Origin of the sequence: Streptomyces sp. NPDC052682 (genome assembly GCF_040678435.1) — a bacterium.
Lineage (GTDB): Bacteria > Actinomycetota > Actinomycetes > Streptomycetales > Streptomycetaceae > Streptomyces.
The window spans coordinates 106,688-123,655 of the sequence record NZ_JBFATS010000001.1 but is presented as its reverse complement, the minus strand read 5'-3'; the positions used below and the strand labels follow the sequence as shown (position 1 = coordinate 123,655).

Sequence of the window (16,968 nt, the reverse complement as noted above, 5' to 3'; positions counted from 1 at the left end):
TGCGTCCCCGGCGTGGAAGGGCCCCGACCGTCGTACGACGATCGGGGCCGCTGTCCGCCCGCCGGCCGACTGACGTACCGTCACGCCGCCGTGCCCGCCTGCTCGGTCTCCTGGACCGGCTTGCGGTGGCGGCCGCGCGGAACCGTCTGGTTCTCCTGCGTGGAGACCGGCCCGCGGTGCCGGCCGTGGCCGGCGGCGGTCTCCTGGACGTCGGCATGCGGCTGATTCGTGCTGGCGTCGCTCATCGGAAGGAATTCACCCCGTCAACATGATCTTTCTTGCAGCCGGGCGATCTTAACCGGCACCCCTCACCCGGGATCCAGACGGCCACGCCAACCGGCACTACTTCGTTACAAGCCGCCCAACGGGGCCTGTTGCAGGGGGACGGGACGGGGGGTGGAGGGGTGCGCGGGCTCCGGTTCCGCAGGGGGCGCGGGCGGCTCGTCCACCACGGACTCGGACTCGGACTCGGGCCGCGGTTCCGGCTCCGGCTCCGGCTCCCTCGGTCTCTCCCGCACCGCTCCCGCCTCAGGTTCCACCGGCGGTTCCGGCAGCGGCTCAGGCAGCGGTTCCGGCGGCGGCACGCTCACCCGGGCCAGCCCGCACGGCGACTCCCGTGTGGCGTACGGCAGATGCAGCACCCCGTCCGGCGTCCACAGCCCGGCCCCCGCCAACCACCCCTGCGGCGCCGGAAGATGGTCCACCCGCCGCCCGGCCGGCCGCCACACGCCGACCCAGGTGCCGAACGGCCCGTCCACCCGCAGCGCCACCGCGCAGCTCTCCGGGGTCAGCACCTGCCCCGGCTGGATGGCGAACGGCGTCACCGTGCAGTCGGCCATCCGCAGGCTCTCCGGGAACCGCACCGGCAGCGTGCTGCCCAGCACGCCCCAGCCCAGCCGGGTCCGCCCCGGGGAGGGCGCGTCCGAGCGGATCAGCAGCAGGCCGCTGTCGGGGTCGGCGAGCAGCAGCCGGTCGTCGCTGCCGGCGGCGATCTGCAGCAGCGGCGACACCTCCCCGCCCCGCTCCAGGTCCACCACGACCGTCTTGACCGGCCCGCCCAGCTCCCGGTCCAGCGCCAGCATCCGCCCCGCGCGGTCCAGCCACACCCCGCCCGAGCAGCGGCCGGGGATCTCGGTGAGCAGCTCCGGCCCGAAGGCGCCGCCCGCCACCAGCCACACGGCGGTGGAGCGCCGCCCGGCAGCGAGCGCGTACGCCCTCTCCCCGCCCGGCGCGGGCGGCAGCAGCCGCAGCCGGGTCGTGTCGTCCCGGCACTCCACCGCCCCCAGCGGCAGCTCGCCGGTGCCCGGGCCGGTCGGATACAGCAGGGAGAACGCGTGCCGTCCGGCCACCAGCCGGTGGATCAGGACCCGCCCGTCGCCCATCGGCTGGACCTCGGTGCCGGGTTCCTCGGGCTGGTTGCCGGGCAGCGGTACGGCGTACGGCTCGGGGCCGTCCAGGGTCCAGCGCTCCGGGTACCAGGAGTCGCCGCTGCGGGCGAGGCGCGCGGCGTAGCCGCCGTCCACCGTGATCACGCACCCTGCCCGCGGGGTGGAGCCGTGTTCGTCCGCAGTCGGGGGCTCGGTCACACAGGCCGTCATCGTTCGGTCACCTCCAGTGACGAACCTAGTTTTCGCCCGCACAGATGTGGGACGGCGGCCACCGGCTTCACACATAAGGGTGTTCCAGGAACGATTCGCCTGAGGAAGCGGAGGTGTCTGTGCTGGCGGGGCGGAGGCCCTGGCGGGAGGGGCGGCGGCGGTTCAGCGGCCGCCGAACACCCAGGTAGCCTTGCATCCGTGCCCCGTCTGTCTGAAGTCATCGCCGCGCTGGAGAACCTGTGGCCCGCTGAGCGGGCCGAGTCCTGGGACGCGGTCGGCACCGTCGTGGGCGACCCCGACCAGGACGTCACCCGGGTGCTGTTCGCCGTCGACCCCGTGCGGGAGACCGTCGAGGAGGCCGTGAAGCTGGGCGCGGACCTGCTCGTCACCCACCACCCGCTCTACCTGCGCGGTACGACGACGGTCGCCGCCACGCACTTCAAGGGCCGCGTCGTCCACACCCTCATCAAGAACGACATCGCGCTGCACGTCGCCCACACCAACGCCGACACCGCCGACCCGGGCGTCTCCGACGCGCTGGCCGGCGCCCTGGACCTGCGGGTCGTACGTCCCCTCGTGCCGGACCCCACCGACCCCGAGGGCCGCCGCGGCCTCGGCCGGGTCTGCGCACTGGACCACCCGCTGACCGTGCGCGAGTTCGCCGCCCGGGCCGCCGAGCGGCTGCCCGCCACCGCGCAGGGCATCCGGGTCGCCGGCGACCTGGACGCGACGGTCCGCACGGTCGCCGTCAGCGGCGGCTCCGGCGACAGCCTCTTCGACCATGTCAGGGCCGCCGGCGTGGACGCCTTCCTCACCGCGGACCTGCGCCACCACCCGGCCGCGGAATTCGCGGCGGCTGTGGCCCACAGCCCCCTCGCGCTGCTCGACGCGGCGCACTGGGCCACCGAGTGGCCCTGGTGCGAGCTGGCCGCGAGCCAGCTCGACGAGATCTCCGACCGCAACGGATGGGGCCTGCGGGTCCACGTCTCGAAGACGGTCACCGACCCCTGGACCGCCCACGCGGCGTCCAGCCACACGACTTCAGGAGCCCCCAACTGAACGCCGCGCCCGCCGACCAGATCCGACTCCTCGACGTCCAGGACCTCGACGTCCGCCTCCAGCAGCTCGCGCACAAGCGGAGGTCGCTGCCCGAGCACGCCGAGATCGAGTCGCTGACCAAGGACCTCACCCAGCTGCGCGACCTGCTGGTGGCCGCGCAGACCGAGGAGAGCGACTGCGCCCGCGAGCAGACCAAGGCCGAGCAGGACGTGGACCAGGTGCGCCAGCGTGCCGCCCGTGACCAGCAGCGACTGGACTCGGGGGCGGTCAGCTCGCCCAAGGACCTGGAGAACCTCCAGCACGAGATCGCCTCCCTCGCCAAGCGGCAGGGCGACCTCGAGGACGTCGTCCTGGAGATCATGGAGCGCCGCGAGTCCGCGCAGGAGCGGGTCGCCGAACTGACCGGGCGGGTCGCCTCCGTCCAGGCGAAGATCGACGACGCCACCGCCCGCCGGGACGCCGCGTTCGAGGAGATCGACGGCGAGGTGGCGTCCGTGACCAAGGAACGCGAGGTCATCGCGGCCTCGGTGCCCGCCGACCTGCTTAAGCTGTACGACCGGCTGCGCGAGCAGCAGGGCGGCATCGGCGCGGCCAAGCTGTACGCCCGCACCTGCCAGGGCTGCCGCCAGGAGCTGGCCATCACCGAACTGAGCGAGATCCGCTCCGCCGCGCCCGACGCGGTCGTCCGCTGCGAGAACTGCCGCCGCATCCTGGTGCGGACCTCCGAGTCCGGGCTGTAAGGGGCACTGCGCGTGCGGGAGTTCATCGTCGAGGCCGACGGCGGCTCGCGGGGCAATCCGGGGCCCGCCGGTTACGGTGCCGTGGTGCGCGACGCGGCGACGGGGGAGACGGTGGCGGAGACCGCCGAGTACCTCGGCACCGCCACGAACAACGTCGCCGAGTACCGCGGTCTCGTCGCCGGCCTGCGCGCCGCCCACGCCCTGGACCCGGCCGCCGCGGTCCACGTCCGGATGGACTCCAAGCTCGTCATCGAGCAGATGGCGGGCCGCTGGAAGATCAAGCACCCCGACATGAAGCCCCTGGCGGCCGAGGCGGCCCGGGTGTTCCCGCCGCAGCGGGTGACGTACGAGTGGATCCCGAGGGAGCGGAACACCCACGCGGACCGGCTGGCCAACGAGGCGATGGACGCGGGTGCGCGGGGCGAGCGGTGGTCACCCACCGGTTCCTCCGCCGGGGCCTCCGCGGGGCGGACCCCCGGCGCCGGAACCGCCCGGACCGAGACCCACACCCGCACGACCGTCACGGAGCCCGCCGCAGCCGAGCCGGACCACCGGGCTGTCCTGACCGAACTCGACCGCCGGGCTGCCCTGACGGAGCGCAACCACCGGGCTGCCCTTGCCGGGACCGAGTCCAGGGCTGCCCTTGCCGACGCCGAGTCCCGGGCTGCCCGGACCGAGGCTGATGCGCGGTCGGAGGACGCCGACGCCGAGCCCGGTGTGGCTGGTGCCGGAGCCGGTGTCCGGGCGGAGGGCGCTGGAGCTGAGCCTGGCGCCGGTCGTGCCGGAGCCAATGCTCGGTCGGAGGATGCCGGAGCCGAGCCCGGCGTGGTTCGTGCCGGAGCCGATGCTCGGCCGATGAGCGCTGGCGCCGAGCCCGGCGCCGGTCGTGCCGGAGCCGATGTCCGGGCCGCAAAAGCCGTGGCCAGTCCCGGCTGGGCGCCCGCCGACCTGGGGCCGCCCGCGACGTTCGTCCTGCTCCGGCACGGAGAGACCCCCCTCACCCCCCAGAAGCGCTTCTCCGGCAGCGGCGGCACCGACCCCGCCCTCTCCGCCGTCGGCCGGGAGCAGGCCGAGCGGGTCGCCGCCGCACTGGCCCGGCGCGGCACGATCCAGGCGATCGTGTCCTCGCCGCTCGCCCGCACCCGCGAGACCGCCGGTATCGTCGCCGCCCGCCTCGGCCTGGACGTGGCCGTCGACGAGGGGCTGCGCGAGACCGACTTCGGCGCCTGGGAAGGCCTGACCTTCGGCGAGGTGCGCGAGCGCTACCCGGACGACCTGACCGCCTGGCTCGCCTCCCCGGAGGTTGCGCCCACCGGCGGCGGCGAGAGCTTCGCCGCGACCGCCACCCGGATCGCCGCCACCCGCGACAAGCTGATCGCGGCGTACGCGGGCCGTACGGTCCTGCTGGTCACCCACGTCACCCCGATCAAGACCCTGGTACGGCTCGCCCTCGGCGCACCACCGGAGTCCCTGTTCCGCATGGAACTGTCGGCCGCGTCCCTGTCGGTCGTGGCGTACTACGCGGACGGCAACGCCAGCCTCCGCCTCCTCAACGACACCGCGCACCTGCGCTGAGCCCCGCCGCCGCGCACGCCGGCCGCCGGTGGCCGCCGGCGGTCGCCGCTCAGTGGACCTCCGCCACCAGCACGTCCAGCGCCCACGCCTGCCCCGCCTTCGCCGGCGCCTGGGCCTCCACCTCGTACCCGAGGTCCCGGAGCGCCTCCACCAGCTCGGCAGGCCCCTGCGGCACGGCCCCCGCCGTCAGCAGACTCCGTACGATCCGCCCCTTGGTCGCCTTGTTGAAGTGGCTGACCACCTTCCGGGTCGGCGCGTGCAGCACCCGTACCGTCGCCGTCCGCCCGGCGACCTCGCCCTTCGGCTTCCAGGCGGCGGCGTACGCGGCGGACCGCAGGTCGAGCACCAGCCCCTCCCCGGCGGCCTCGGGAAGCACGGACGCCATCGGCGTACGCCAGTACGCTCCCAGCGCCCCGAGCGCGGGCAGCTTCACCCCCATCGAGCAGCGGTACGACGGGATCCGGTCGGTCACCCGGATCGCCCCCCACAGCCCGGAGAACACCAGCAGGGAACGCGCGGCGCGCCGCTTGGCCGCCGGGTCGAGGGAGGCGAGGCCGAGCGCGTCGTACAGCACACCGGTGTAGATCTCCCCGGCGGGCCGCGTGCCGGCCGTGCGCAGCTCCGCGTTCTTCGCGACCTCGCCCCGCAGTCCCTCGCTCAGCCCGAGCACCTCCCGCGCCTTGTCCTCGTTCCCGGCGCACAGCCCGGCCAGTTCCTCCAGCACGGTGGCCCGGGCCTCGGTCAGCCCCGGCAGGGACAGCGACGCGAGGTCCAGCGGGGCGCCACGGCCGGACGCGGCCTTGCCTTCGGAGGGCGGCAGCAGGACAAGCACGGGTACTCCTTCGGTCGAGCTCCGGGACAGCGTACGGGGCGCTCAGACCCGCTCCCGGCTGAGGGCCCGGACCAGCCCGGCGGGGTCGTCGGCGTGGAAGCGGACGACCCGGACCTCCCGGCGGCGGCCGAAGAAGGACACATGGGTGACGGGTTCGCTCAGCTCCAGCGTGACGGAGGTCTGCGATCCGACGGGCACGTCCAGTTCGCCGTCGGCCCGCTCCTGGGTGGTGCGCAGCTCCTGCCGGACGGAGGCGATCCTCTCCAGCGGTACGCGCACGTCGAGGTGGACCGCCCGCCGGACACGCAGCGCGTCGCCGTACAGGACGTGGGGCCGGACCACGGACGCGGCGTGCAGGCCGGCGACGAGGACGACGCCGTAGACGTCCAGCAGGAGAACCGCCCGCTCCACGGCCGGCCAGTCGCGCAGCAGCACGGACATCGTCAGGGTCTCCACGAGACACACGAACGCCAAGCCGGCCATCATCGGCCCCTGCCCCCGCGCGTACCCGAACGCCCGCCCGCCCCGCGTACCGTGCGTCCGCCGCACCAGCCACAAGCCCAGGCTCCCCAGCACCCGCAGCTCGTGCTGGACGACGACCTTCGCCAGTCTCATGTCCCCTCCTCGGTCAGCATCCGCAGCGCCCGGCGGACGGCCTCCGCCTGCGCCGGGGCGAAATCGGCCCAGAAGGCACGCAGGAAGCCGTCGTCGGCGTCGAAGGACGTGCCCGGCGGCAGCAACGCGCGGGGGACGCAGCCGGCGAGCGCCCGGGCCGCCTCGTCCACGCGCGGATCGCCGGGCCCCGCATCGGCGAGCGCGTCGAGCAGCGCGTAAGCCTCCCGCGCCCGCTCCACCCCGCCCGGGCGGCGCAGGGCTTCCCCCAGCAGGGCCGTCATCCGCTCCCGGACCTCCTCGGGCGCCGCCGTGTCGAGCAGCGCCAGCACCTCGCGGTCCTTCGCGGCCATCGGCGAGTCCACCAGGTGCGCCGTCTCGGCCAGCAGCGCGGCCAGGTCGGGCGAGACCGGCCCCTCGACGGGCAGCGCGCCCTCCGCCTCCAGCAGCGTCCGCAGCCGCCGGCGCCGCTCCTTCAGCGCGGCCTCCTGCCGGGCGAGGTCCGCGTCCAGCTCGGTGAGCACCTCGACGAGATCCTTCCCGGCGTCGTCCGCGAGCACGTCCCGCACCTCGGCGAGCCCGAGGCCCAGCTCGGTCAGCCGGCGGATCCGCGCCAGTACGACGGCGTGCCGCAGCGTGTAGTGCCGGTACCCGTTGGCCCGCCGCTCCGGCTCGGGCAGCAGCCCCAGGTGGTGGTAGTGCCGCACGGCCCGCGTGGTGACACCCACGGCGGCGGCGAGTTCTCCGATCCGCATGGGATCAGTAGAGACGTTGACGTCGCGGCAGGGTCAAGGGACGGCTCGCCGCCTGACGGCGGTGTGCTCGTGTGCCACGATCGAGGGAAGGTTCCCGATCTCACGGACGGGTGGTTCGGCGATGTCCCAGTCTGGCGGGCGACAGAAGGAGGGGCGTGACATGACTGCCATGGCCCATGAGCCGCTCACGCAGGAAGAAGTCCTGCTGGAGGGCTTTCTCGCCCTGGACACCCCGGAAGGTTTCCGGGCCGAGCTGATCGAGGGGGAGATCGTCGTGACACCGCCGCCGGACGGGGACCACGAGGACTGCATCGGGCTGATCGTGAACCAGGTGATCAGGCGGTCCCGGACCGACATGCAGTTCTCCGGGAACAAGGGCCTGAAACTCCGCAGCGGAGGCGGCTGCCCCAAGGACCACGTCATCCCGGACGGCACCTTCGCCCCCACCGAACGGCGGCTCTACCGGGGCGCCGACCCCTGGATGCCCTGCGACGGCGTCGCCATGGTCCTGGAGGTGACCTCCACCAAACCCCAGGCCGGCCGCGAGGCCAAACGCCGCTGCTACGCCCGCGGCGGCATCCCCCTCTACCTGCTCGTCGACCGGGAAGCCTCCTCCATCACGCTGTTCAGCGACCCGGAGAAGGACGACTACCGCGAGCACCTCACCCGCCCGCTCGGCAAACCCCTCACCCTCCCCGAGCCCTTCGCCTTCGACCTGGACACCGCCGACTTCCTCTGATCCTCTGATCCCTGGGGAGGGAAGGGGGAGAACGAGGTGAGCACACCGGGACGCGCACAGGAACAGGCCCACTGGACCAGATCCCGCCTGGGCCGCTGCGGTCCGCCCCTCGACCTGCTCACCGCCCGCTTCGACCGGCACGTCTACGCCCCGCACGCGCACGCCGAGTACACGATCGGCGTGACGGTCGGCGGCCTGGAGGTCATCGCCTACCGGGGCGGCCGCGTCCACTCCGGCCCCGGCTCCCTCGTCGTCCTGGAACCCGGTGAGATGCACACCGGCGGCCCCGCCGCCCCCGACGGCTACGCCTACCGCGCCCTGTACGCCGCCCCCGCCCTCCTCGCCGACGGCACCCTCGGCACCGGCCTGCCGCACTTCCGCGACGCCGTCCTGGACGACCCGGAACTGGCCGCGGCCCTCCGCCTGGCCCACCGCGACCTCAGCGCCTGCCCCGACCCGCTGGAGGCCGAGTCCCGCCTGCCCTGGCTGCTCACGGCCCTGGCCCGCCGCCACTCCACGGCCCGGGCAAGCGACGACACCGTGCCCGGCGCCGACCGCGTCGCCCACGCCGTACGCGACCGCCTCGCCGACGAGCTCCTGGCCCCGCCGTCCCTGGCCGCCCTCGCCACCGACCTCGGCCTGTCCCGTTACCAACTGCTGCGTGCCTTCCGTACGACGATGGGGGTACCGCCGTACGCCTGGCTCGCCCAGTACCGCGTGATCCGGGCCCGGGGCCTGCTGGACCGCGGCCTGCGCCCCGCCGAGGTGGCCGCCCTGGTGGGCTTCGCCGACCAGGCCCATCTGACCCGCTGGTTCCGCCGGGTGCTGGGCGTGACCCCGGCGGCCTACCGCAACAGCGTTCAAGACGCCGGCCGCTGACGGGACGCACACTCGCCGTATGACGGCACGCGGCTGGTTCCTGTTCTCCCTGATGGGAGTGGTGTGGGGCGTTCCCTACCTGATGATCAAGGTGGCGGTGGACGAGGTGTCCCCGTCGATGGTGGTCTTCACCCGCTGCGCCCTGGGCGCCGCGCTCCTGCTCCCCTTCGCCCTGCGCCAGGGCGGTCTGACGACGACCGTACGGACACACTGGCGCCCCCTGCTCGCCTTCGCGGCCATCGAGATCATCGGCCCCTGGTGGACGTTGACCGACGCCGAACGCCACCTGTCCAGCTCCACGGCGGGCCTGCTGATCGCGGGCGTCCCGATCGTCGGCGTGGTCCTGGCCCGCTGCTTCGCGGACACCGAGCGGCTGGGCGTACGCCGCCTGGCGGGCCTGGTCCTGGGCCTGGCCGGCGTGGCCGTCCTGACGCTGCCGCACCTGACCGGCGGCGACGCCCGCTCCCTGGCCGAGGTGCTGCTGACGGTGCTCGGGTACGCGACGGCCCCGCTGATCGCGGCCCGCCGGCTGCAGCAGATTCCGTCGCTCCAGCTGACGGCGGCCTGCCTGACGCTGGCGGCGGTCGTCTACGCCCCGGCGGCGGCTTTGACCTGGCCGGCGCGGATGCCGTCCGCCCCGGCCCTGGCGGCCCTGGCCGGCCTGGGCGTGATCTGCACGGCGATCGCTTTCGTCGCCTTCCTGGAACTGATCAGGGAGGCGGGCCCGACCCGGGCGACGGTGATCACGTACGTCAACCCGGCCGTGGCGGTCGCGGCCGGCGCGCTCTTCCTGGACGAACCCCTGACCGCGACGGTCCTGGCTTCCTTCGCCCTGATCCTCACGGGCTCGGTCCTGGCCACGGCCGCGGGTCCGCGGGCGCGCTCCCGCCCGGTACCATGGTCGACACGGCAGACGAGCCGGGCGGACGGCCGCGTGGAGTCCCCCTGACGGGGAGCTCCCCGAGGAACGTCCGGGCTCCACAGGGCAGGGTGGTGGCCAACAGCCACCCGGGGTGACCCGCGGGACAGTGCCACAGAAAGCAAACCGCCCGGCGCTCACGCGCTGGGTAAGGGTGAAACGGTGGTGTAAGAGACCACCAGTGCCCAGGGTGACCTGGGCAGCTAGGTAAACCCCACCCGGAGCAAGGTCAAGAGGAGACACCTCGGTGTCTCTGCGCGGACGCTCGAGGGCTGCCCGCCCGAGTCCGCGGGTAGACCGCACGAGGCCGGTGGCAACACCGGTCCTAGATGGATGGCCGTCGCTCCAGGGGCCGCGAGGCCCCTGGAGAACAGAACCCGGCGTACAGCCCGGCTCGTCCTGTCGCACCCCCTCTGGCCCAGGTCAGAGGGGGTGTCCACTCTGCCATTCGGCTCCGGGGTCGAATCGGGGTCGAATTGGGTGGGCAGACCGTTCCACGGGTCAACTCACCCTCGCGCCACGATGGTTCGCCTCGTTGCGTCGAAGAGTCTTGCACCTGCGGTGCGGTCGGTGTCAAGTCCCGCATCGAGGTCATGCGGCCGCGTGGTCGATGCCCTCGGCCCGCTGCTGAGGACCGTGCTCCGCATGTGCAGCGCCGAGCCCGTCGGCGCCGAAGAGCCCGGTGAAGGTATCCACCTTCACGCCCTGCACAGCCACGGGCGGGTGGGCGTAGGTGTCCCACGTCTCGGAGAACTCGGCGTGTCGGGACAGCGCCTGGACCGTCTTCGGGTCGTACTTGCCGTCCGCCCCCAAGCGGCTCGTGTAGAAGTGTTTGAGGTCGTGGAACCGAGTGCCTTCCGGTAACCCGGCCAGCTCGACGGCCGCGCGCCACTTGTCGTTGAAGTGGCTCCGGGACAGGGGCCGGCCGGTCCTGGTCGTAACGATCAGCCCTTCGTCAGGCGGCGGCACGTAACCGCGCTGTTTCCGCTTTTGCAGCGCCCCCTTGGAAACCGGAGCCGGTCCCCTGAAATGAGATAAGTGCTCCGCAAGGCGCTCGATCAGGAAGTGATCGACGGGCAGTGTGGCGTAGCTCGCCTTGGTCTTCAGCTTCGCCTTCTTGCCCCGCTGCCGCTGCTCCTCGACGTAGAGCAGGTCATGCTCCCACACGACTGAGGTCTCCTTGAGACCAAAAGCCTCCCCCTCGCGGAGTCCAGCGCAAGCTGCAATCCATACGAGGATTTCGTAACGAGGCTCGACCTGCCGCATGGCGAGAGCCAGTCTCGCTACCTGCTCAGGCGACAGCGCGACCTTTTCCCGCTCTTCGATCTCCGGAAGCTCGATACGGGAAACGATATTCGCTGGCAGGGGCACATCCTCATCGATCATATAGTTCACGAGGATGCGCCACGTCTTATAAATCTGGTGAACGTAGTACGCGGACTCGATGCCGGGCTTGCCGATGAGGTGATCGACGAGCGCCATGGTGTCCCGGCGCTTCAGCGTCTTGGCGACGCGCGAGCCAAGGAACGGAACGATGTGGACCCGGAGATGAGTCTCGTAGGTGCCGGTCGTGTTCTCGTTCTTGTTCTTCTTTTTCTTGCGCTCGATGAACTCGTCTGCGAACGTTTTGACCCTCTGGCTTCCGATGTCCGGGTCCACCCATGTGCCGCCGCGGATGCTCACCCGCACCTCGTCCAGGTGCTCACGAGCTTCCTGCCAGGTATCGAACATGGGCCGTCGAGGCTTGCCGTTCGGGTCGGTGTAACGAGCCTGCCACTGCTGTCCCCGACCGTGGTCGGCCGATGGGTACAGTGGATTCTTCTTCGTGCCGCACTTGCACGGCTTGTCTCCTGGTTTCGGGTACTTCTTGTGCCATCGGTCGAATGGTGCGTCGGACTCGGCCATGTGCCCCTTCCTGTGATGAGTCCAGCTTGTCTGGGCCCGATGCCTACAGCTCGGCCGGCTTCGGGGAGCGCGCAAGCTCTCCCCTCTTGATGCGCTCGAAGAGATCGTTCACCTGCCTCTCGCTGTAGCGCACCCTGCTGCCATTTCTGTTTCCTCTCCGGTTGTCGCCAGGGCCGGGTTGGTAATACGGGCCAAGGGGATAGGCGCGCAGTAGACCGCGATTAGTCCACCTGCGCCTAGTCGAGGGTGAAATACCTAGCCGATATTCCACCTCTCGGGGCATCATATAGCGGTCATCGAAAGCAGGAGAACCGCTTTCGAATGCCTCATCTCTTCTGGTCATCGAGGCACCGAAACCTGTATTCCGCGCGGAATCGGAGCAGGCCATTCCGCATGTGCGTGCCCTGTCTGCAGCAAGGCTCAACCTCCCCCAAGGTGCGTGCAGGCGACCCGTGGATGACGGCGGGCGGAGCTGTGTGCCAGAGAGGGCGCGCCAGAGCCAGTCATCTACAGGTGTTTATGAGTTGCCAAAAGGTTAGCCCACGTTGCGCCTTTGTGGCAGTGCATCGTTAGGGTTATTGGCAGAATTGCGAGGTATGTCGTAAACAGTTGTTTCTGACAGATGCCTCGATTGGCCTGTGGGTGTGCTCGCTGGCGGCCGTGCGGGAGGCTCTGCGTGCGGGACCGTCAGGTGGTCGGGCGGCTCCGCGGACGCTCGCCCCACCGGCCGGACCTATGGCTCGTGAGGCGTTGAGTCGGCGCAGCCGATGACTGGTACCGCGAGGGTCGGCTCGCCGGGAACGGCCGGTGCGCAGGGGCTGCATTGCGCCACCGCTCAGACCGTCGCCGAAAAGACTGACCCCACGGACCGCCCAGACGCACCGGCTCACCCGGGCCGACGGCTGCTGCGTGCGCATCCGCACCACCGGGCTCGGCGCGCCCGCGCCTGTCGATCCCATCGGGGGGCAGCATCCGCCATCAACTGGGGGTGGTACGAGGAGTTCCAGGGGGCGCGCGTTCTGGCGCTGCACAACCAGTTGTTTGCCGCGAAACGGTAACGGGCCTTCCGGTTGGCCCGGATGCTGTTGAATGCTTGAGTACACGAAAGCGGGGGAGTTGTGAAGATCGCTAGGGGTGCTGTGCGTGCCTGGGCGGGGGAGGGGCGGTTGGTGCTCGCCTGCGGGTGCGACGGGCGACGGCTTGCTGTCGGGAGTTCTGGCCTGCCTGTAGTGCCGCCAGTTTGACTGCCGAGGCATTCTGCGGGCGAGTCTCTGCGCTGTGGGGTGGCAGCAGGCCTTGCGGCCTGCTGGGTGCTGCCGCATCCTTGGGGTCGCAAATGAGGGGGAATTGTGAAGATCTTTGTGTGCGCTGTCGTGCGCCAGAGCGGGGGGCCAGGTCGGCGGCTGAGCCGCCAGTAACACGCCGGGACGGCCGTTGCCGAGGGGGCTGACGCAACCGGGCCGTTCCCGCACAGCAGTCCATGCAGTACACGACGCCGCAGTCATCTGACCAGCAGTCAGTGGCCGCATTCAGGGGCGCCGTTCCTGGCCCGCGCATGTCCGTGGGCCGGTATCGAGGTGAGGAATCCACATGCACATCGTCGTTTTGGGACAGGGCTATGTCGGCCTGCCCCTGGCCCTGCGTGCGGCCGAGGCCGGGCACACCGTAGTCGGCTATGAGCCCGACCGGAACCGCTGCGGCCGGCTAGCCGCCGGCTCCTCCTACATCGAGGACATCTCCTCCGCCCGCCTGGAGCAGGTGCTCAAGGCAGGCTCCTACAAACCCAGCAGTGATCCGGACGACCTGAAGGGCTTCGACGTCGCGGTCATCACCGTGCCGACCCCGCTGACCGACCGCGCCCCGGACCTGAGCTGCGTGCGGGACGCGGGCACGGTACTGGCCGAGCGGCTGGAGCCAGGAGCCACCGTGGTCCTGGAATCCACCACATACCCCGGCACCACCCGGGACGTGCTGATCCCCCTCCTGGAGCAGGGGTCGGGCCTCAAAGCCGGCCGCGACTTCCACGTCGGCTTCAGCCCCGAGCGCATCGACCCGGGCAACACCACCTGGAAGCTGGAGAACACCCCCAAGGTCGTCGCTGGCCTCACCGGGGCCTGCCTGGCCCGCGTCAAGACCTTCTACGACTCGGTCGTCGACGTCACCGTGCCAGCGTCCGGCCTGGAGGAGGCAGAACTGGCCAAGGTGTTCGAGAACACCTTCCGCCACGTCAACATCGCCCTGGTCAACGAACTCGCCAAGCTGGGGCACCTGCTCAACATCGACGTCGGCAACGCACTGGACTGCGCGGCGACCAAACCATTCGGGTTCATGCGCTTCACCCCTGGACCCGGAGTGGGCGGGCACTGCCTTCCCATCGACCCGGTCTATCTCTCCCATCACGTGCGCCAGCGTTTGGGCGAGACGTTCCGCTTCGTCGAACTCGCTCAGGAAGTCAACGAACGCCAGCCCCTCTACGTTGCCGATCGCCTGCAAAGCGCCTTGAACAAGCGCTCCAAGTGCCTCAAGGGCTCACGCATCCTGGCGCTGGGTCTGGCCTACAAACCCGGGACCAGCGACATGCGCGAATCACCGGCCCGCCACGTGATCGACGCGCTCACCGCACGCGGCGCCCACTGCACCGTCATCGACCCGCACGTCGGAGACGACACCGGTCTCCGCGTTAGCAGCCGGCTCACAGCCGACCAGCTCGCCGACGCCGACGCCGTCGTGGTGCTGACCGATCATCCCGAGTTCGACCCGCAGCTTGTCCACGCGCACGCCTCGTACGTGCTGGACACCCGCCGGGCGATCCCGCCCGGCGACCACATCGAGCACCTGTAGCTCACGGAAAGGACACCCCTACTCATGTACGGCAAGGGAACGCTGGCCCAGACCGGCGTCGGCTTCACCATCCTCGGCTTCTCCGCATCCCTCAGCCTCGTCGCGGCGCTCGTCGTCGCACTGATCATCACGGGCGGTCTCACCTACCGCTTCGCCACTCGAAAGAACAGGTATGCCGGCTAAATCGTCACGCAAGTGGCTGCAGACCGCGGCCACCGTGATGGTGATGGGAGCGGTGGCCATCTGGGCCACCGCCACCCACTCCATCAACCACGTCTCCGGGCTCTTCCTGGGGATCTACTACCTCCTGCTCACCGCGTCCGTCCTGCTGTACATGGCACTCGCGGCCTTCCCCGTCCGCAGCCGCTACAAGAGGTCCGCGCCTGGCACCGTCGTCGCGATCATCCCCTCCTACAACGAGGAGAATCTTCAAGGGCTCTACGCGACCGTGTGGTCGCTGATCAACCAGTCACGCCCGGTGGCCGCCATCCACGTCGTCGACGACGGATCCGCCACCCCCGTCCGCCCCTTCGAGCACCCGCTGGTCACCTGGCACCGCCAGCCCAACGGCGGAAAACGCGCCGCACAAGCCGCAGCGATCCGCCACATGCGCCGCCACGGCCAGAGCTTCGACTACGTCCTGACCGTCGACTCCGACTCCGAGGTCCACAAGGACGCCGTCTGGCAGATGATGCGGGTGATGAACGACCCCCGCATCCAGGCCTGCACCGGCACCGTCCTGGTGCGCAACCGGCATGCCAGCCTGCTGGCCCGCCTCTCGGACCTCAACCTGTTCATCTTCTGCGTCCTCAGCCGCGGCCTGCGCTCTACACTCGGCGTCGTCAACCCCACCTCCGGCGCCCTGTCCCTGTACCGGGCAGCAGTCCTCTTCGACAACCTCGAGCACTACCTGGCCTCCGGCAAAGACGGCGATGACCGGCAATTGTGCGACTATGCCCTCATGCGGGGCCGCGTGGTCTCCGTCCCCCGCGCCTACGTCACTACCGACATGCCAGACACCATCAAGGGCACCTACCGCCAGCGGCTGCGCTGGGGCAAATCAGGGTGGCGCTTCATACCCTGGGAACTCACCAACCTGCCCACCCCGTCCCTGGCTACCCGGCTCATCGAAGTGTGCACCGAAGCCCTGTTGCCCATCCTCTACATCGGCCTGGCCGTCAACCTCTGGCGAAGCGGAACCCCCAGCTTCCTTCCCCATGCGTTCGCCACGGCTGGCGTGTTCCTCCTGGCCGAAGCTCTCTTCTACGCCATCCTCCGCCCCGGCCTCAGCCTTACGGAACGGCTTACCGCGCCCCTGTTGGTGCCGCTGTACACACTGATGATGTTCTTCGTCGTCTACCCCGCCAAATACTGGTCCATCACGAAGATCAAATCGGACAGCTGGCACACCCGCGAAACATCAACGCCGCTATCCGCCCAGACGCCCGCCCCTCAGCTCATCAGCGTCTCCCCGGAACACCCCGCGCCGATCCAGACAAGCCGGGCATGACATCACTCGTCTTCGGGCGGCCCGGACCGTCCAAGGCACATAGGAGCACCAAACGCAGCGCACCCGGCACCCGCCCCGGTGCCCGAACCGTGACACACAGGCCGACACCGCCGCGGAGGTAACGCCCATCGTTACCAGCTTGCCAACCGGCGGGGATTAGGGCGGAACCTTCTTGGGCGAGTGCCACCGAAGCGACCGTGTGTGCCCAGCTGCTCCGCACCGTGGCCCGCGGCGACGATCTCATCCTCGAGAGCCCGCTGAGGGACTAGTCGCAGGAGCTTCGCCGCCGCACCTACGTCACAGAGGGGCGGCGGCGAGGGCGCGCGCCGGGTGGCGGGGGCTGAGGAAGACGATGATGCCCTTGCCTTCGGGCGAGGGGTGGGTGGCCTGTGTCCATCCCTGTCGGCGGTAGAAGGCGACCGCGCGAGGTGAGCGGGCTGAGGTGAGTAGCCAGGAGCGGCCATCGGGGGCGTCTTCGGTTACGGCTTTAAGCAGGTCGCCGGCCAGTCCTGTGCCGTGGGCGGCCGGGTGGACAGCGAGTTCGTCGATCTCGCGTGCGCCGCACAGCCACTCTGCCGTGCGCTTCGGGCCCAGGCCCGCGGCCGCCTGGGGGTAGCAACGGTCGGTGGGGAAGGGCGCAGGGGTCGTCCAGGCGGTGGCGAAGCCGACGACGTTCGCTTCGTCGAGGGCGAGGGCGGCGGTGAAGCCAGGGCGCCGCACGTGGTCCACCAGGCGGCCGAGGAACTCGACTGCCTGCTTTTCGTCCTCGTTCCAGGGCGGGGCGCAGAAGGCTTTGACATATACGGAGTGCAGGGCGTCGGTGTGCTCAAGCAGCTCCTTGCCGTGGAAAATGCGGATGTCATCTGTCATCAGGCGCACCTGCCGGGCCACGCGCTGCCGAGTGCAGGTCCGCGTGCTCCAGAGCTGGCGGGATTGGCACGTCCTGCGGTGCCGGGTCGGATCCGGCCCGTTCGGGGTTCCTCGCAGGCTTCGGCCGGGGAGAG

At 70.8% G+C, this 16,968-nt stretch carries 15 protein-coding genes, 1 other RNA gene and 1 pseudogene; 10 read left to right on the top strand and 7 right to left on the bottom strand.

Annotation, left to right across the window (positions count from 1 at the left end):
- Window positions 1-80: 80 nt before the first annotated feature.
- Both AB0K80_RS00465 and AB0K80_RS00460 read right to left on the bottom strand, forming a co-directional pair.
- Window positions 81-245 carry a hypothetical protein gene (locus AB0K80_RS00465; RefSeq protein WP_365664316.1) on the bottom strand — a complete coding sequence of 55 codons (165 nt, stop codon included), beginning with the start codon at window positions 243-245 and terminating at the stop codon, window positions 81-83.
- A gap of 105 nt (window positions 246-350) precedes the next feature.
- Window positions 351-1,598, bottom strand: a complete 1,248-nt coding sequence (locus tag AB0K80_RS00460; protein ID WP_365664314.1) for a hypothetical protein — start codon at window positions 1,596-1,598, stop codon at window positions 351-353.
- 198 nt (window positions 1,599-1,796) lie between these two features.
- Between AB0K80_RS00460 and AB0K80_RS00455 the strand changes: the two genes are divergently transcribed.
- From AB0K80_RS00455 to AB0K80_RS00445, 3 genes are read left to right on the top strand one after another with little or no spacing between them, the layout of a single operon-like run.
- Window positions 1,797-2,657, top strand: coding sequence for a Nif3-like dinuclear metal center hexameric protein (locus tag AB0K80_RS00455; RefSeq protein WP_365664312.1), 861 nt, complete (start codon window positions 1,797-1,799; stop codon window positions 2,655-2,657).
- Entirely contained in the window at window positions 2,654-3,397 is a 744-nt protein-coding gene (locus AB0K80_RS00450) for a C4-type zinc ribbon domain-containing protein (protein WP_365664921.1), read from the top strand. Before AB0K80_RS00455 ends, AB0K80_RS00450 begins: the two co-directional genes overlap by 4 nt.
- A gap of 12 nt (window positions 3,398-3,409) precedes the next feature.
- The gene (locus AB0K80_RS00445; protein WP_365664310.1) at window positions 3,410-4,972 is read left to right on the top strand and encodes a bifunctional RNase H/acid phosphatase; all 1,563 of its coding nucleotides are present in this window, start codon (window positions 3,410-3,412) and stop codon (window positions 4,970-4,972) included.
- Window positions 4,973-5,021: 49 nt separating this feature from the next.
- Here the strand turns inward: AB0K80_RS00445 and yaaA are convergent, their stop codons facing one another.
- Genes yaaA through AB0K80_RS00430 form a run of 3 tightly spaced genes read right to left on the bottom strand, consistent with a single transcriptional unit; the run spans window position 5,022 to window position 7,171 of the window.
- The gene (gene yaaA, locus AB0K80_RS00440) at window positions 5,022-5,804 is read right to left on the bottom strand and encodes a peroxide stress protein YaaA (RefSeq protein ID WP_365664308.1); all 783 of its coding nucleotides are present in this window, start codon (window positions 5,802-5,804) and stop codon (window positions 5,022-5,024) included.
- Window positions 5,805-5,846: 42 nt separating this feature from the next.
- Window positions 5,847-6,419 carry a hypothetical protein gene (locus tag AB0K80_RS00435; RefSeq protein WP_365664306.1) on the bottom strand — a complete coding sequence of 191 codons (573 nt, stop codon included), beginning with the start codon at window positions 6,417-6,419 and terminating at the stop codon, window positions 5,847-5,849.
- Window positions 6,416-7,171, bottom strand: a complete 756-nt coding sequence (locus AB0K80_RS00430) for a MerR family transcriptional regulator (protein ID WP_365664304.1) — start codon at window positions 7,169-7,171, stop codon at window positions 6,416-6,418. Before AB0K80_RS00430 ends, AB0K80_RS00435 begins: the two co-directional genes overlap by 4 nt.
- A 160-nt stretch (window positions 7,172-7,331) precedes the next feature.
- Between AB0K80_RS00430 and AB0K80_RS00425 the strand changes: the two genes are divergently transcribed.
- The 4 genes and pseudogenes from AB0K80_RS00425 (at window position 7,332) to rnpB (ending at window position 10,109) form a co-directional block, all read left to right on the top strand.
- A complete protein-coding gene (locus AB0K80_RS00425; protein WP_365664302.1) occupies window positions 7,332-7,910 on the top strand; it encodes a Uma2 family endonuclease in 579 nt (192 codons plus the stop codon).
- A 36-nt stretch (window positions 7,911-7,946) separates the two neighbouring features.
- Window positions 7,947-8,789, top strand: coding sequence for an AraC family transcriptional regulator (locus AB0K80_RS00420; RefSeq protein ID WP_365664300.1), 843 nt, complete (start codon window positions 7,947-7,949; stop codon window positions 8,787-8,789).
- A gap of 19 nt (window positions 8,790-8,808) precedes the next feature.
- Window positions 8,809-9,588, top strand: a pseudogene (locus AB0K80_RS00415) (DMT family transporter); the annotation flags it as partial.
- A 115-nt stretch (window positions 9,589-9,703) separates the two neighbouring features.
- Window positions 9,704-10,109, top strand: an RNA gene (rnpB, locus tag AB0K80_RS00410) — RNase P RNA component class A.
- A 190-nt stretch (window positions 10,110-10,299) separates the two neighbouring features.
- Here rnpB and AB0K80_RS00405 read toward each other — a convergent pair.
- On the bottom strand, window positions 10,300-11,613 hold the full coding sequence (locus AB0K80_RS00405; protein WP_365664298.1) for a site-specific integrase: 1,314 nt from the start codon (window positions 11,611-11,613) through the stop codon (window positions 10,300-10,302).
- Window positions 11,614-13,203: 1,590 nt separating this feature from the next.
- Here AB0K80_RS00405 and AB0K80_RS00400 point away from each other — a divergent pair.
- From AB0K80_RS00400 to AB0K80_RS00390, 3 genes are read left to right on the top strand one after another with little or no spacing between them, the layout of a single operon-like run.
- On the top strand, window positions 13,204-14,454 hold the full coding sequence (locus AB0K80_RS00400; RefSeq protein WP_365664297.1) for a nucleotide sugar dehydrogenase: 1,251 nt from the start codon (window positions 13,204-13,206) through the stop codon (window positions 14,452-14,454).
- A gap of 24 nt (window positions 14,455-14,478) precedes the next feature.
- Window positions 14,479-14,637: a hypothetical protein gene (locus tag AB0K80_RS00395; RefSeq protein ID WP_365664295.1), complete on the top strand. Its 159-nt coding sequence runs from the start codon at window positions 14,479-14,481 to the stop codon at window positions 14,635-14,637.
- Window positions 14,627-15,964 carry a glycosyltransferase gene (locus AB0K80_RS00390; protein WP_365664293.1) on the top strand — a complete coding sequence of 446 codons (1,338 nt, stop codon included), beginning with the start codon at window positions 14,627-14,629 and terminating at the stop codon, window positions 15,962-15,964. Before AB0K80_RS00395 ends, AB0K80_RS00390 begins: the two co-directional genes overlap by 11 nt.
- Before the next feature lie 297 nt (window positions 15,965-16,261).
- On the opposite strand, the gene AB0K80_RS00385 is transcribed toward AB0K80_RS00390, so the two are convergent.
- Complete coding sequence (locus tag AB0K80_RS00385; RefSeq protein ID WP_365664291.1) at window positions 16,262-16,834, bottom strand: GNAT family N-acetyltransferase; 573 nt, start codon at window positions 16,832-16,834, stop codon at window positions 16,262-16,264.
- Between the last annotated feature and the right edge of the window lie 134 nt (window positions 16,835-16,968).